General features: G+C 64.1%; 10 protein-coding genes. 3 read left to right on the top strand and 7 right to left on the bottom strand.

Annotated elements, in window-relative coordinates:
- Nucleotides 1–35 precede the first annotated feature (35 nt).
- The 4 genes from WBP07_RS26000 to WBP07_RS25985 form a co-directional block, all read right to left on the bottom strand.
- The gene (locus WBP07_RS26000) at nucleotides 36–2,969 is read right to left on the bottom strand and encodes a TonB-dependent receptor plug domain-containing protein (RefSeq protein ID WP_395397972.1); all 2,934 of its coding nucleotides are present in this window, start codon (nucleotides 2,967–2,969) and stop codon (nucleotides 36–38) included.
- 183 nt (nucleotides 2,970–3,152) lie between these two features.
- Nucleotides 3,153–3,626: a Cys-tRNA(Pro) deacylase gene (gene ybaK / locus WBP07_RS25995; protein WP_395397971.1), complete on the bottom strand. Its 474-nt coding sequence runs from the start codon at nucleotides 3,624–3,626 to the stop codon at nucleotides 3,153–3,155.
- Between the two features lie 107 nt (nucleotides 3,627–3,733).
- Entirely contained in the window at nucleotides 3,734–5,887 is a 2,154-nt protein-coding gene (locus WBP07_RS25990) for a PKD domain-containing protein (protein WP_395397970.1), read from the bottom strand.
- Between the two features lie 84 nt (nucleotides 5,888–5,971).
- Nucleotides 5,972–8,656, bottom strand: coding sequence for a TonB-dependent receptor plug domain-containing protein (locus WBP07_RS25985; protein WP_395397969.1), 2,685 nt, complete (start codon nucleotides 8,654–8,656; stop codon nucleotides 5,972–5,974).
- A 210-nt stretch (nucleotides 8,657–8,866) separates the two neighbouring features.
- Between WBP07_RS25985 and WBP07_RS25980 the strand changes: the two genes are divergently transcribed.
- The gene (locus tag WBP07_RS25980) at nucleotides 8,867–10,042 is read left to right on the top strand and encodes an ROK family protein (RefSeq protein ID WP_395397968.1); all 1,176 of its coding nucleotides are present in this window, start codon (nucleotides 8,867–8,869) and stop codon (nucleotides 10,040–10,042) included.
- A gap of 55 nt (nucleotides 10,043–10,097) precedes the next feature.
- On the opposite strand, the gene WBP07_RS25975 is transcribed toward WBP07_RS25980, so the two are convergent.
- From WBP07_RS25975 to WBP07_RS25965, 3 genes are all read right to left on the bottom strand, one after another.
- On the bottom strand, nucleotides 10,098–10,373 hold the full coding sequence (locus WBP07_RS25975) for a hypothetical protein (RefSeq protein WP_395397967.1): 276 nt from the start codon (nucleotides 10,371–10,373) through the stop codon (nucleotides 10,098–10,100).
- Between the two features lie 123 nt (nucleotides 10,374–10,496).
- Entirely contained in the window at nucleotides 10,497–11,222 is a 726-nt protein-coding gene (locus tag WBP07_RS25970) for a glutathione binding-like protein (RefSeq protein WP_395397966.1), read from the bottom strand.
- Nucleotides 11,223–11,247: 25 nt separating this feature from the next.
- Nucleotides 11,248–11,901: a peroxiredoxin gene (locus WBP07_RS25965; protein ID WP_395397965.1), complete on the bottom strand. Its 654-nt coding sequence runs from the start codon at nucleotides 11,899–11,901 to the stop codon at nucleotides 11,248–11,250.
- A gap of 427 nt (nucleotides 11,902–12,328) precedes the next feature.
- Between WBP07_RS25965 and WBP07_RS25960 the strand changes: the two genes are divergently transcribed.
- A complete protein-coding gene (locus WBP07_RS25960; protein WP_395397964.1) occupies nucleotides 12,329–13,621 on the top strand; it encodes a dicarboxylate/amino acid:cation symporter in 1,293 nt (430 codons plus the stop codon).
- A 200-nt stretch (nucleotides 13,622–13,821) separates the two neighbouring features.
- Nucleotides 13,822–15,330 (top strand): arylsulfatase, encoded by a 1,509-nt coding sequence (locus tag WBP07_RS25955; protein WP_395397963.1) that lies wholly within the window; start codon nucleotides 13,822–13,824, stop codon nucleotides 15,328–15,330.
- Nucleotides 15,331–15,447: the final 117 nt, after the last annotated feature.

Below are 15,447 nucleotides of genomic sequence, written 5' to 3'. Positions count from 1 at the left end.
ACGGGTCCGGACTTCGATTGATGCTTCCGTGCGGATCAGCGGTGGAAACGCAGGCTGAGGAAGAACGTCCGCCCGATCACGTCGTAGACGCCCGACTGGGAACTCAGTTCGAAGTTCGCGCCGCCCGCCTCTGCGCCCGGAATGCGCGGCGGCTGACGGTCGAAGGCGTTGTTGAGGCCGCCTGACAGTTCCAGGAAGCCCGTCAACGGGACAGATGCCGAGAAGTCGTTGTAGAAGACTGTCGGCGTCCAGATCTTGCTGTACTTGTCAGGCGTGATCGTGGTGCTGGACCGCATCGGCGAGAACTGGCGCAGCGTCCAGGTGAAGTTGAACCCTTCGCGCGAATAGTTCGTGCGCACCACGCCCTTCCACTTGGGCGAACCGAACACGCCGGCATATTCGGTGATCGAGTTCGGATCGCTGGGATCCAGCGTGTAGCGGCGGTTGAGCAGGCGCGTGTAGTTCGCGTCGATCGAGATCCGCCCCGCATTGGCGCCAAGGCCGATCCGTTCCAGCGGGAACGAATAGGCAAGGCCGAAGTCGATGCCGCGCGTCAGGTATTGCGCCAGGTTCAGCTTCTGGGTCTTCACCGATTCCAGATTGCCGTTGGCATCGCGCTGGATCAGCGGGCAGAAGATGTTGTCCAGCGTGGACTGGTCCACGCACTTCTCGATCAGGGTCTGCGCGCCGAAAGCATCGATCGCGTTGCGCAAATCGATGTTGTAGTAGTCCACCGTGAACGAGAAGCCGGGCACGAAGCGCGGCTGGAACACGGCGCCCAGGGTCAGCGTCTTGGCGGTTTCCGGCTTCAGGTCGAGGTTGCCGCTTGAAATGATGTCGCGATAGAGCCAGTAGCTGGCGGTATCTGCCGGGTGGATCGCCGCGCAGTTGGCCGCGGTATATTGCGTACGCGTCGAGCGGTTGGCCAGGTTGTAGGTGTTGCAGGGGTCGGTCACCCACAGGCCGGAGATGCTGTTGGCCGTGTAGAGTTCACCGATGTTCGGCGCGCGCACGGCCTGACCGTAGGTGGCGCGGAAGCGGATATCGCGGATCGGCGCCCATTCGCCGCCGACCTTCCACGTCGTGGTCGAACCGGCAGTGCTGTAGTCCGACAGGCGCAGCGCGCCGTCGACCGACAGCGTGTCGAAGAACGGCGTGGCCTTCAGGATCGGCACGTGGACTTCGCCGTAGACTTCCTTGACCGAATACTTGCCGACCAGCGTGCTGGCGGTGGTGCCGATGGTGGGATCGTAGAGCGGGCTGTCCGGATTGTATTCGGGGATCGCGCCGATGTCGTTGCGTTCCTTGCGGTATTCCGCGCCCAGCACCATCTGCACCGCGCCGCCCGGCAGATCGAACAGGCCGCCCGAGACGTAGCCCGAAAGCACCTGCTGGGTCAGCGTCGATTTCGACCAGTGCGAGGTATAGGTGATGTAGTCGATCATCTGCGGCGTCAGCGTGACGAGCGGATTGATCGGCACGCAGCCGTTGCCCGGATCGTCCAGCGTGCTGCGGCAGATGGCGTTGCCGTTGGCGTCGGTCGTGCTGTCCAGGCCGTTGTACCAGCGATCGTAAGCGGTCGAATTGACGTCGCGCACGCGCTGGGTGGTCTTGCCGTAGGAGTAGTAGGTCGAATAGTTCCACGGCTTGGAGAACAGCGTGAAGTCGCCGTCCGCACCGGCCACCGCCTGGAACAGCGTGCGGTCATAGTCGGTGCGCGGTGCCGGCAGTTCCATGAAGCGCCGCGCGAACTGGACGCCGCCGTCCGGCACGGAGCCGCCGCTGGCGGCGCGGATCTCGTCGGTGATGTAGGGGCTGTCGGCCGGGACAACGTCGGTGCCGAAGGCCGTCATCTGAAGGTAGCCCGCCTGCGACTTGTTGTGCGCATAAGTGGCGTTGGCATAGAGCTTCAGCGCATCACTCACCTCGAAGCTGGCCGATGCGCGCGTGTTGATGCGCTCGGACGGGACCGAGAGGAACCAGCCGTCATAGCGGCCATTGTACTCGCCGCCGTCGGTCAGCAGCGTGCCCAGCGGATCGGTGGAGGTGTTGAGGTTGGTCGGCACCGCATTGACGAAGCCGCCGGGGCCAAGGATCGGATCGCGCAGCGCGCCGGTGGTGCGATCGACCGCGTAGAGCTTGCCGCCCAGCACCAGCTGCGCCGAGTCAGAGGTGTTGATGTTGCGGACGTGGTCCTGCACGTAATAGGGCGTGCTGCTGCTGGTGCGCGCGTAGATCGGATAGCCGTCCGCCGTCCACGGCCGGTCCGAACCGCTGACGGTGCCAGGCGTGTTTTCGAAGAAGCCGAACAGCGTGACGTTGCCGCGGTTGTCCGCGAAATTGGCGCCGGCCAGCAGGTCGAACCCGTAGGTATCCATGTCGCCGCGCGTCGATGCGCTGTAGCGGGTATTGGCCTCGATCCCGGAGAAGTTCTTCTTCAGGATGAAGTTGGCAACGCCGGCCACCGCGTCCGCGCCGTAGAGTGCCGAAGCACCGCCGGTGATGACTTCCACGCGCTGGACAAGGCTGGAGGGAATGTTGCTGAGGTCGACCGCCGAAGTGCCCGGAATCGCTGCGACCTGACGGCGGCCATCGACGAGGACGAGGGTGCGCTGCGTGCCCAGGCCGCGCAAGTCGAGTGCGTTGATGCCCGCATTGCCGGCCAGGTTGCTGGTCTGGTTGGTCTGCGTCACCGCCAGCGCGGGCAGCTGGTTGACGACATCGACGATGTTCTGCGTGCCGGCGGCCTTGATCTGCTCCGCATCGACCACCGCGATCGGGGACGGACTGTCGGCAGCCGCGCGGCGGATGCGCGAACCGGTGACGACGATGTCGTTCGCCTGCGCGGCGGCAGGCTTGTCGTCGGTGTCATTGGGCACTGTCTGGGCAAATGCCGCTGTACTGATGCCGAAGCTGCTCAGCATCAAAAGCGTCCGCAGGCGCGCTGCGGAGGACCTCTGAAAGATCATTGATATGGCTCCCTGTTCCACGCAATCACCCCGCGTGGTACACGGTATACGATATCTTAAATCACTTTGTGTCAAGCATGTTTCGCGTTTGCAGTGATCCAGTCTGGGGTGTGGCAAACGTTTGCAACTTTATTGCCGCGCCTGCGGCGTGCCTTGATCGTGGCTACCTGCCCGTCCGTGCGGTCACGCGGAAACGTCGGCCAGTTTCGCGCCCAGAACTTGCGCGGCATCCTCGCCTTTCAGCCTGATCTGAAGGCCGCGCTGGCCGCCGTTGATGAAAATCGCGTCCCACAGGATCGCCGTCTCGTCGATGACGGCAGGCACGCTGCGCATCTGCCCGAAGGGGCTGATTCCGCCGATCTTGTAGCCGCTGAGCCGTTCGGCGTCGGCCGGTTTCATCATCGTGGCGCTTTTTGCTCCCAGCGCGGCAGCCGCCTTCTTCATGGAGATTTCGCCGCTGCTGGGCGCGATCACGCAGGCCGGCTTGCCATCGGCCAGCACCATCAGCGTCTTGAAGACCTGCCCGGGATCGGCGCCGATCGCGGCGGCGGCGGCAAGGCCGATGCTGCCCGCCGAAGGATCGTAGTCATAAGTGTGAAGGCTGAAGGCAATTCCAGCCTGTTCCAGCATCCGGGTTGCGCGGGTCGATTGCGCCATCGCATGGGTCTCCTGTGAGACCCGCGCCTAGCCGCGTCGCCGGCCGGAGCCAAGCGATTGCCGGAGAAGGCGAAAGCGGCGGGCCCATGCGGGCCCGCCGATCGCGGTCATTTCACGACAACGCGCACCCGATCGAGGTTCTGGATGCGCGCGAACGGCGTTGCGGTGTCGCCATCGCGCTGGGAAATGCCGCGCAGGGCCGTGAAATACGTGCCCGGCTTGTCGAAGCGGTGGGTGATCGTGACGGTGGCCGACTTTGCCCCCGGCTTGATGGGCGAGCTTTCGCTGAACGTGCCGGTGCCTTCCAGATCCCATTGCGCGGCGATCACCGTGCCGGTTCCCGGCGGCACGTCTATGGTGCCGGTGAAGGTCACCGTCTGGCCGGCAGCGATATCGGCGCGCGCGGCGCCATTCGCCTTCAGCGTCACCACCGGCTGGATGCCGCGCCGCTCCGCCGCGGTGGCGGGGATGCGGATCTGCCCATCGTCATAGCGGTAGCTGGTGGAGGCCGGCGGCGCGACGCCCTTTTCCACCCAGCGGGCCAGATCGCGCAGCGCCTGGTTGAGCACCGGCACATAGCTGATGGTGTGATTGGCGTCTTCCTGCGTCTCAGCGTCGCCATGAAGCGCGTGATCGGTGTACCAGAGGCGGAAATGGTCGTCCGCCGCCGCGCCGAAATGCTTGACCACACGGGCGCGATACCAGTCGGCCGACCACGGGTAAGCTTCCCGATCCCACAGCGATTCCACCAGGATCATCTTGCCCTCGAAATTGCCTTCGGGCACCGAGCCGGCCGTCGCCTTGGTGAAGATCGGGCCCAGCAGCATCGGCCGCTGCGGATAGAGCGGCTTGCCGTCGGGCCCACGGAACTGGTCCCAAACCTTGAACTCGGGTTCGGGCACCTGATGGCGGTGGTAGGTTTGCGCGGCGAGGAAGTTCGAGTTGTCGAGGTCGACCTCGTCGCCCGCGGCCAGCTTCGCAGCGATGGCCGGATCGACGATCCCAAGGATCGCGACATCGCCCTCGATACGGCTGACGGTGAGGCGCGCGCCTTTGGCGGCGCCGGAATTGACGATCAGGTCCCCGCCCAGGAACTGCACGGCGGGCGGCGCGGAAGCCAGGCGGACGGCGACGATGTTTTCAGCCGCCTTGCCCTGAAGCGCGGCGTAACTGTCGTCGACATTCCCCTTGGCCGTGCCGTTGACGATGCCGACCGGCAGCTTGCGTTGCGCTGCCTCACGCGCAGTGATGGGCGCCGCGATGGTCGATTTGTGCTGAAGGCGATAGCCGACGAAGCTTTCCGGATGGTCGAAGCCATAGTAGCCCGGCTTCGTCCAGAAATCGGTGAAATAGCCCGGATCGGCCATGACCACCCCGCCGTAGAGCGCGGCGAAGCCGTGGATGCCCATGGTCTTCCAGCCGAACCACGATTGCGGGGGGAAGCCCATGCGGGTCACTTCGCGCAGGGCGGAAGCTTCCTCTTCATTCAGCCCGGCATAGGGATCGCCGCTGCCACCCGGTTCGAGCGCGTCGACGATCTGGGGGAACTTCTTGTCCAGAAGGCGCATGGCATGCATGCGCACGGTGAACGAGTTCGGGATCGCCATGCTGGAGCCCAGCACATAAGGCACTGCCCCGTCCCACACGCCGCGCGTGTTCTCCATCGATCCGACTGTGCGATAGGCGCCGCCGCTGCCGCCATAGGCATAGCCGTAAGGACGCTTCCCGCCGTACATCTGCTGCGCGACGACCCGCGAATAGCGCGCCGCCGCCGCGTTCGCGCGGTAGGCGCCGATGGTCGGGTCCTTGGATCCGAAGCCGCCGGAGGCCGGTCCGCCGCCATTGGTCTCCACGAAATAGGCGCCGCTGGCGACCGAGAAGGATATCTGGTCTTCCGCCGGGGAGGCGGGGTGCTGCGCAAGATTCTCGTTATCCGGGGCCGGCGTGAAGTGCTGGAAGAAGCGGCCCTGATACTTGTCCTTGGTCGGGAAATAGAACGAGAAGCGGGTGTCGGTGCCCTTGAAGCCGCCATGGACATAGCGATGCCGCACCGGCGCATCGCGCCATTCGTCGATATCGATGTAGGGCTGCGCGAACGTTGCGTCTTCGGCGGACGCGGCTTGAGTAGGCGCGGGGCCTGCCGCGGCGGGCGATCCGCTTTGCGCGGCCAGCTTTCCGGCCAGCAGTGCGGCGGCGCAGCTGGCAAGCAATGCTGCGGTCCGGACTGCCGTCAGCCGGTGCGGGGGCGTGTTCGTCATCATGATGTCCTTGGTAATGCAGAGCCTGGAAAGAACGAACGGGCCGCGCCCATCCGCAAGGATGGGGCGCGGCTCGGAAATGGTGGATCAGAACTTCTTGGCGATGCCGAACTGGAACACGCGGCCGATGCTGGTGACGGCGTACCCGTCCAGCGAATTGAGCGTGCCGTTGTAGGGCGGGGGATCCTTGTCGAAGAGGTTGTCGACATTGAATGTCAGTGAAAGGTCCTGCATCACGCCCGAACCCTTGAAGTCATACTGGGCGAAAAGGTTGATCACGTTGAACGACTTGATCTTCGACTGGTTGAGATTGGTGGCGAGCGGCGCGACTTCCCAGCCGCCCAGATGGCGCAACGTCGCCTGTGCGCGCAGGTTGCCCACCACGGCACCCAGGGTTCCCGAGATCACGAACCGCGTCTGCGCCTTCACCGTGTTCACGAAATCCGCCCCGGCGACCGACTGCTCCTTGCGGTTCAGCACGTAGTTGCCGCTGATCTGGGTATAGACCGATCCGAACCCGGTCGCGTGATCGTAGTTCAGCGAGAAGTCGATGCCGTCGGTGTTGACGGCGGCAAGGTTGGTTCGGCGCCCGTCGGCGATCGAATAGACTTGGCCGTCGGTCACCGTATAGGGTGAGACCTGGGCAAGCCCGCCCGGCACTTGCGCGGCCAGCGCATTCACTTGCGCGGCGGTGGGATTCATCGTGTAGCTGCCGGTGAACAGCGCATAGTAAGTGGCCGGATTGAACACCGGCGGAATGTCGATCAGATCCTTGAAGCGGATGTTGTAGTAGTTCACCGTCAGCGCGAAGCCCGGCAGCGAAGGGGGCGTCAGGTCGAAGCCCGCCGACCAGGTCTTCGCCTTTTGGGGCTTCAGATCCACGCCGCCGCCGCCAAGGAAGATCTGGGCCTGCCCGGGGATCGGGGCGACGGCCGGATTGGCGAACAGCACGAAGGGAAAGGCGAAGATCGTTGGCGGTGCCGCTTCCGCCCCGTCGGCAAGGCTGGGTGCCTGGAACGATTTGCCCCAGGTGCCCCGGATCTTGAGCCCGTCGAACGGTTCGTAAGTCAGGCCGAACTTCGGATTGAAGGTGCCGCCGAAGTCGCTGTAGTGGTCATAGCGGCCGGATGCCGAAAGATTCAGCGCATAGAGGCCGCCCGTGCGGTTGCCCTCTCCGAAGATCGGCACCTGGACTTCGCCGAACACGGCCGCGATCTCGCGGCTGGCGCTGTTGATCGGCAGGTCCGCCGCCGCGCTGGCGGCGACCGTCCCGGAAATCTGCGACTTGTAGTTCTCGTGGCTGTATTCGCCGCCGACCGCGATCCTGACCGGCCCGCCCGGAAGCGCGAACAGCGTTCCATCGGCGACAACGCGCGTGTTGATCAGCTCGTTCTTGCCCAGGCCGTAGTCCAGGAAGTTGGAGATCAGCGGGATAGTTGCCGCATTGGCCGGATCGGACAGGTTGTAGGGGTTGAAATTCCCCGTCAGCACCAGTGTCGAGAGCGTGCCGTCGTCGATCTTGTCGTTTTCCACCTTAGAGATGCCGCGGCCATAGTTGCCCAGCCAGCGCACCTGCCAGCCGCCGCCGAGATCGGCGGTGAAGCTGGGCGTGAAGCCCCAGGTTTCAAGCCGCGTGCTCTGGCTGCTGTGCGTGCCCAGGATCGAGGAGAAATCCATGGATACCGACTGGGGCTGGAAGCTGTTGGCATCGCCGGTGTTGCGGTAGAACGGATTGGGCACCAGCGTCGGTGCATAGGGATTGACCGGCGCGATCGTCGCCGTGGCCGTCAGCGGGCCGCCGTCGCCCTTGTTGACGCGGTTCATGTAGAAGGCGCGCATGTCGAACGTGACGGGGCCGCCGGTATCCACCGAAAGTCCGGCGAAAACCGAATGGCGCCGCTCGCTGGGATAGAACGTGCGGTTGTCGCTCAGGTCGCAGCGATTGCCGTTGCCCAGCGTGAGATCGGGCAGGGCATAGATCGAAGATCCGATCGAGACGTTCCCGGCGCCGCAGGTAAGGTCGAACGGCAGGCCGGTGGTGTAATCGAGCCGCCGCACGTAATCGCGGTCACGCCCGTAGAGCGAATCGTGCCACGAATAGTCGTAGGAGGCATAGACCGAGACCGAATCCCAGGCTTTGCCCACGGTCACTCCGGCATTGGCGCTCTGGTAATCGTCGCCGAAACCGTAGCGGCCCTTGGCCTCTATGCCGTCGAAGCGCTTGCGGGTGATGAAGTTGATGACGCCGCCCACGGCATCGGCGCCGTAGATCGAGGAGCCGCCGTCCAGCACGATCTCAACGCGCTCGATCGCGCCGGGCGCGATGGCGTCGGGGTCGGGCACGGTCTGGCGCACGCCCATGCCGGGCAGGCGATGCCCGTCGACCAGCACCAGCGTGGACGATCCGCCGCCCGATGCGCCGGGCAGGTTGCGCAAGTTCGGACGATTGATGGTGATCTGCGAGGAACTGATGGCAGAGACGATCGGCGCGGCGTTGAACGATGCCGTCTGCGGAACGCTGGCCAGCAGTTGCGCGGTGGAATTGGCACCGACAGCCGTGATGTTCTCGCTGCTGATGGAGACCGTTTCCGAACCTGCCGGCGCAACGCCGCGCAGCAAGGTTCCGGTGACGATGATCTCCTCTATCTGCTTGTCGCTAAGCTGTGGTTGCTGGTCCTGGCTGCTTCCGGCCTGCGCGAAGGCCGCAATGGGAACAAGCGCGATGGCAGTGGCGCCGGACAATGCATGCCGACGCGCAGACCTCATGGTCATGATCCGTTTTCTCCCCTCCCGTGCGGTGCATTCGTGCGTGGTGCCGTGCGCCGTCACTTCCCGGTGCGGGCCCGTTGGAAACCTGTTCCGCAAGGCCCGCATGAACTGGATGACACATTTCTCCAGCCCTGTCTTTCATTAATTTAGTCGCTAAAATAACCAATCCGGAGTAACTGCTTCTGGATAACGAGGAGCCCCCGAGCGGAGCGGATGAGACTGACCGACCACGAATACAACCGCTTGCTGCTGCTGAAGAAATTGCGCGCGCATGAGCCTGTGTCGCGCACCGATCTTATCGGGCTTACCGGGCTTACCGGGGGAACGATCACGGCGATCACCGCGCAATTGCTGGCCCAAGGCCTGATCATAGAGGAGCGCTCGCCCGATCGCGGCACCGGTCGCCCGCGGATGGACCTGCGGCTGAACCCGCGCGATCGCTACGTCATCGGCACCACGCTGACGGCGGAGGGAAAGCTCCTAACCCAGATCGTCAACTTGCGCGGCGAATGCATCGAAAGCCACGTTGACGAGATGCCCCCCGCTACACGGTTCGCCGATCTTGCCGCGAACGTCGCACGCGCCCTTGCGGGGGTGCTGGAAAAGAGCGGGGTGCAGCGAGGCGCGATCTATCGCGCCGGCGTGGGGCTTCCCGGCGTGGTCGATCATCACCGGGGCGTGGTGACCTACATCGCCTCGTTCGAATCCGGCGCATTTCCCTTTGCCGCGGCGGTCGAAAGCGCGCTGGGAATTCCCACGCTGGTCGACAACAACACCAATCTGCTTGCCCGCGCGGAATACTGGTTCGGCGCCGGCGGACTGTCGGACGATTTCACGCTGCTTGCCGTCGACCTGGGGATCGGTGCGGCGCTCTACAAGTCCGGCCAGCTGGTCACCGGCGCGCACGGCATCGAAGCCGAGTTCGGGCATATCAAGATCGTGCCGGATGCGGGGCGCGCGTGCCACTGCGGCGGGGCGGGATGCCTGCAGACATACTGTTCGATAAGCGCGGTGATCGAACAGTATTGCCTGCGCGAAGGCGTGGAGATGCCGGGTATCCTCTCGATGCGCGGCTTCTTCCGGGAACTGATGGTCCGCTATGCGGCGGGGGACCGCACGATCGAATCACTTCTCATGGAAGCATGCCGCTACCTGGGGATCGCGGTGGCCAACCATATCACCATGCAGGACCCCGAAACGATCGTCGTCCTGGGGCCGGACCTGCCCAATTTCCCCGCGCTGCGCAGCGCTTTTGCATCGTCGCTGTCGCGAAGCGTCTATCCATCGCTCCGCCGCCGCACCCGCGTCCATTTCCGGGTGAAGGACGATCAGAACTATGCGCGGGGCGCCGTTGCCCTGGCGTTGGAACGGGTTTTCGCGGAGCGCTAGAGCGTTTTCTAATCAGGTGGAATCACCTGATGACTCGGAAACTGCTCTAGAGCGTTCAATTCACCACGTGAATGGCCGGCGTGGTCGGGTGCGGCACTTCCTCTTCTTCGGGCGCGCGCGCATTGGCGGACGCCATGATGGAGTCATGCTCGGCAAAGACGCGCTCGATCTCGGCGCGTTTGTCGAAGATCATCCGGGCGACGCCGGCAGTCATCCCGCCCTCGTCACCGACCCGGCCCAGCACCCCGGCCAGATCTTCCAGCGTGGCCTTTTCCGCGCTGCCGTGGAGGCCGCCCTTGGAATCGCGATACGCGATGCATTCGTTTGCCATTGGCCGTCTCCTTGTTTGCCACAAGGAAAAATGCTCGGCCTCCGCCCAGGTTGCAATTGCGCTATCGAGGTAGGGGTGAGCCGAATGATTTGTCGATAAATCCCCGGCGACCCGATGATGATCCTAAGGGGACGCGGTTTGCGGGGCGTTCGCGCTCTCCGCCGTCTGGCCGAACAGTACCCGGCGCGCCTCGTCGCTGAGGGGCGTTCCGGCGTCGGGATTGACCTCCGCGACCAGATCGTAGGCGCGCTGCGTTGCCGGGCGCGCGGCGATGGCTTCGAACCAGCGCTGCAGGTTCGGAAAATCGGCAAGCGACTGGCCAAGGCGCTGCCATGGCACGATCCACGGATAGCTGGCCATGTCCGCAATCGAATAGTCTTCGCCGGCCAGGTACGGGCGGTCCGCCAGCTGCTTGTTCAGCACGCCGAACAGCCGGTTGGTCTCCCGCGTGTAGCGGTCGATGGCGTAGGGGATCTGTTCCGGCGCGGCATGGCGGAAGTGGTTGTTCTGGCCGGCCATCGGGCCAAGGCCGCCCATCTGCCAGAAAGTCCACTGCACCGCCTCGCTCCGCCCGCGCAAGTGGGACGGCAGGAACCGGCCGGTCTTCTCCGCCAGGTAGAGCAGGATCGCCCCGGATTCGAAGACGGCAAGCGGGGCGTCGCCATCGGCGGGATCATCGTCGACGATGGCCGGAATCCGATTGTTCGGCGCGATCGCCAGGAAGTAGGGCAGGAACTGCTCGCCCTTGCCGATGTTCACCGGCGTGATGCGATAGGGCAGCCCGGTCTCTTCCAGGAACATCGTGATCTTGTGGCCGTTCGGCGTGGTCCAGTAGTAGAGATCGATCATCGCGCGGACCTTTCGGGAAAGGGGATCAGGCCTCGGCCGTCGCTTCGTCGCCCGGCTGGGCGACGACGCGCAGGTAAGGCTTCACGGTGGTCCAGCCTTGCGGGAAAAGCGCCGCCGCCGCCGCATCGTCCAGCGAGGGGACGATGATCACGTCCTCCCCCTGGCGCCAGTCGGCGGGCGTCGCCACCTTATGCCGGTCGGTCAGCTGCAGGCTGTCGATCGTGCGCAGGATTTCCTCGAAATTGCGCCCGGTGGACGCGGGATAGGTCAGCGTCAGGCGCAGCTTCTTCGCGGGATCGATCACCAGCACCGTGCGCACGGTGGTTGTGTCGGAAGCGTTGGGGTGGATCAGATCGAGCAGGGTGGAAACCGTGCGATCATGGTCGGCGATCAGCGGAAAGTTCAGTGCGGTGCCCTGCGTCTGCGCGATGTCCCGCGCCCAGTCATGGTGGCTCTCCACCGGATCGACCGAGAGGCCAAGAACCTTGACGCCGCGCCGGTCGAACTCCGGCTTCAGCCTTGCGACGGTGCCCAGTTCGGTGGTGCAGACCGGCGTGAAATCCTTCGGGTGGGAGAACAGCACCACCCAGTTCGCGCCGGCCCAGTCGTGGAAGTCGATCCGGCCCTCGGTCGAATCCTGCGTGAAATCGGGCACGGTGTCGGAGAGTTTCAGGGACATGGATCAATCCTTCTGCCTGACGGAGCGCGATCCGTAGCGCGCGCCTTTCCGGGCGGCGGGAACGCGCTGTGGATGGTGTGGAATGCGTGACGCTGTCGTCCGGGCATCCGATGTCAGCCCCGCCTCGAACCCGGTCCTGAACCCAGCTCGCAGGGGCGGCATCGATATTCTCAACGTATTTGATAGAGAATGCGAGTCAACCACAAGATTTGCTTCGGTGACGGCAAGCGATGGTTCTCTACAACTGGCCCAGGCCTTGCAGATTGGCTCTTGAACCTAAACTCAATTGATTTAGTAGACAATGCACATCGCCTCGCAACGACTGGCCTGTCGCCAGCGCTTGCCAAGGGCGGCTGCAGGTTCCGAGCAGACAACTGGCAGGGGCTGACAGGATCGCAAACGACCGTCACAACGGAGTCCACGCCGCATGTCCCCGTCCAAAGCGCCGAACCATCGCAGTTTCGGATTCCAGGTTCTGGTCGGCATGGCCCTCGGCATTGGCCTTGGCTTCATTGCCCAACTGCTCGGCCCCGGAAGCCAGGGCGATCCCAATGGTTTGACGGTCGCGTTGAAGACCACCGGATCGATCTTCGTCAGCCTGCTGAGCGCGACCGTGCCGCCGCTGATCTTCGCGGCCATCGTCAGCTCCATCGCGAACCTGCGGCAGCTGGAAAACGCCGCGCGGCTGGCCGGCCAGACCTTGGCCTGGTTCGCCATCACCGCGCTGATTGCGGTGGTGATCGGCATCGGCGTCGGCCTGCTGATCCGGCCGGGCCTTGGTGTTCATGCGGTGGACATTGCCGCCCATTCGCCGACGACCGTGGGCACCTGGCTGGACTTCCTGAAGGGACTGGTCCCCGCCAATTTCCTGGGCCTCACCGCTTCCACCAAGGTCGCGGCGGACGGCACGGTGAGCACGGGCCTCTCGTTCAGCACATTGCAGATCCTGGTGATTTCGCTCGCGGTCGGCTTCGCTGCGCTCAAAGCGGGTGACCGGGCCGAGCCTTTCATCGGCTTCGTGCGATCGCTGCTGGTGGTGGTGCGCACAGTGCTCGGCTGGATCATCGCGCTGACGCCCATCGGCTCGGCCGCGCTGATCGGCACGGCGGTCGCCACGTATGGCTGGAGCACGCTTCACCAGCTCGGCAGCTTTGCGATCGCCATCTACCTCGGCCTCGGGCTCGTCCTCTTCGTGGTCTATCCGGCCTTGCTGATGCTCAACGGCATCAGGCCTTCGGCGTTCTTCCGCAATGCCTGGCCGGCGATCCAGCTGGCCTTCGTCTCCCGCTCATCTATCGGCACGCTGCCGGTGACCGAGCTTGCGGCGGAACGCATGGGCATCGACGGCGCCTATGCCGCCTTCGCCGTGCCGCTGGCGGCGACGACGAAGATGGACGGTTGCGCCTCCATCTACCCCGCGCTTGCGGCGATCTTCGTGGCGGACTTTTACGGCGTGCCCCTTCACGGCCTGGATTACCTGCTGATCGTGCTCGTCTCGGTGCTCGGTTCGGCGGCGACGGCGGGGATGACCGGCGCCGTCGTGATGCTGACGCTTACCCTGTCCACGCTGGGACTGCCGCTGGAAGGCGCGGGCCTGCTGCTGGCGATCGACCCTATCCTCGACATGGGGCGCACTGCGGTGAACGTGGCCGGGCAATTGGTCGTGCCGGCGATCGTCGCCCGGAGAGAGGGGCTGACGCCGGTTCCCGCCGCTGTCTAGCGCTGGCCAGATTACCGTGGTCGGAGAGGCTTGAGACGATCATGCCAATCGCGCCGGAGATCCGACTCCGCGTGTTTATCGGCCTAGGCAGGAAGTCCCCTCGGGTATCTTCTCATCCGGTTTGCGGAGAATGCCTGAGGGCCAATTTGCCGAGGAATGCTTAGTCTCGCGGCCATCTCGAAGCCCCCCGGAGACTGTTGATGGCAGATAAACCCAATATTCTCGTCATCTTTGGTGACGACATCGGTCAATCGCAGATCAGCGCCTACACACGCGGACTGATGGGTTATCGCACGCCCAACATCGATCGAATCGCCAATGAGGGCGTGATCTTCACCGACTCCTACGGGCAGCAGAGCTGCACGGCGGGGCGCGCGTCCTTCATTCTGGGGCAGGAGCCGTTTCGCACCGGCCTCCTGACGATCGGCATGCCTGGCGATCCGCACGGCATTACCGACTGGATGCCGACCATTGCCGATGTCCTGAGGGAAGCGGGCTATACAACCGGCCAGTTCGGCAAGAACCATCTCGGAGACCGGGACGAGCACCTGCCGACCAACCACGGGTTCGACGAGTTCTTCGGAAACCTCTACCACCTGAATGCCGAGGAGGAGCCCGAGGGCTACTTCTATCCCAAGGATCCGGAATTCAAGAAGAAGTACGGTCCGCGCGGGGTGATCCATAGCTGGGCTCAGCCTGACGGCACCCAGAGGATCGAGGATACCGGGCCGCTCAACCGGGCGCGAATGCCCACCGTCGATGAGGAATTCCTGGCCGCCGCCCAGGAATTCATCGGCCGGGCAGCGGAACACGACAAACCCTTCTTCGTGTGGATGAACACCACCCGCATGCATGTCTTCACCCATCTCAAGGATGAATCCGTCGGGGTTACGGGCAAGGGCATCCATGCCGACGGCATGGCGGAACACGATGGCCATGTCGGTCAGTTGCTCGACCAGCTCGACCAGCTGGGCATCGCCGACAACACGATCGTTGTCTACACGACCGACAATGGCGCTGAAATCGCGCTTTGGCCCGATGGGGCAATGATGCCCTTCCACGGCGAGAAGGGCACCACCTGGGAAGGCGGCCTGCGCATTCCGATGTTGGCCCGTTGGCCGGGGGTCATCAAGCCGGGAACGGAGAGCAACGAGATCATTTCGCTGATCGACTGGTTCCCCACACTGTCCGCCGCCGCCGGCGTTGGCGACATCGTCGGGAAGATGCGGGAGGGGCACAAGGCGGGCGGAAAGACTTTCAAGGTGCATCTCGATGGCCATGACTTCGGCCCCTATTTCCGGGGCGAGATCGACAAGGGGCCGCGCGATTCCATTTTCTATTTCGAACAGTCCGGCAATCTGAACGCGGTGCGCGTGCAGGACTGGAAAGTGAGTTTCGCGCAGGTCGACGGCAATATCGCCTTCGGCACCCGAAAGGTGACCAACTGGGCCGCGATCAGCAACCTGCGGATGGACCCATACGAGCGCGGTTCGACCGAGGGCGGCGAGGCAACCAAGTTCTTCGCGCAACAGATGTGGTTGCTCGTGCCCGTGCAGGGGAAGATCAAGCAGTTCTTCAGCGATTTCGGCGACTTCCCTTATCAGGAAGGCAGCTCGCTCAACGCTGCAGGCATTGGTTACGCCCTCCTGCGGCAGACCGATGCCCTGAAGCGTTTGAAAGACCTGGAATCCATCCACCCGGGGTCATGACAAAGGCGCCAGCCCGCCCTCCGATTGTGAAAGGACAATCGCAGGGCGTGTTGGTGCTTCCCGTCAGGAAAGCCGGACAGGGACCCTTGGTTGGAACCATTCAGTCGAGAGCGCTTG

This window comes from Novosphingobium oxfordense, from assembly GCF_044029435.1.
Lineage (GTDB): Bacteria > Pseudomonadota > Alphaproteobacteria > Sphingomonadales > Sphingomonadaceae > Novosphingobium.
This window is presented reverse-complemented; position numbering and strand designations above follow the sequence as displayed.

Excerpts from the sequence above, each read along its gene's own strand:
- WBP07_RS25980 (WP_395397968.1), top strand. The coding sequence starts at position 8,867 with ATGAGACTGACCGACCACGAATACAACCGCTTGCTGCTGCTGAAGAAA.
- WBP07_RS25960 (WP_395397964.1), top strand. The coding sequence starts at position 12,329 with ATGTCCCCGTCCAAAGCGCCGAACCATCGCAGTTTCGGATTCCAGGTT.
- ybaK (WP_395397971.1), bottom strand. The coding sequence starts at position 3,626 with ATGGCGCAATCGACCCGCGCAACCCGGATGCTGGAACAGGCTGGAATT.
- WBP07_RS25965 (WP_395397965.1), bottom strand. The coding sequence starts at position 11,901 with ATGTCCCTGAAACTCTCCGACACCGTGCCCGATTTCACGCAGGATTCG.
- WBP07_RS25970 (WP_395397966.1), bottom strand. The coding sequence starts at position 11,222 with ATGATCGATCTCTACTACTGGACCACGCCGAACGGCCACAAGATCACG.
- WBP07_RS25990 (WP_395397970.1), bottom strand. The coding sequence starts at position 5,887 with ATGATGACGAACACGCCCCCGCACCGGCTGACGGCAGTCCGGACCGCA.
- WBP07_RS25975 (WP_395397967.1), bottom strand. The coding sequence starts at position 10,373 with ATGGCAAACGAATGCATCGCGTATCGCGATTCCAAGGGCGGCCTCCAC.
- WBP07_RS26000 (WP_395397972.1), bottom strand. The coding sequence starts at position 2,969 with ATGATCTTTCAGAGGTCCTCCGCAGCGCGCCTGCGGACGCTTTTGATG.
- WBP07_RS25955 (WP_395397963.1), top strand. The coding sequence starts at position 13,822 with ATGGCAGATAAACCCAATATTCTCGTCATCTTTGGTGACGACATCGGT.
- WBP07_RS25985 (WP_395397969.1), bottom strand. The coding sequence starts at position 8,656 with ATGACCATGAGGTCTGCGCGTCGGCATGCATTGTCCGGCGCCACTGCC.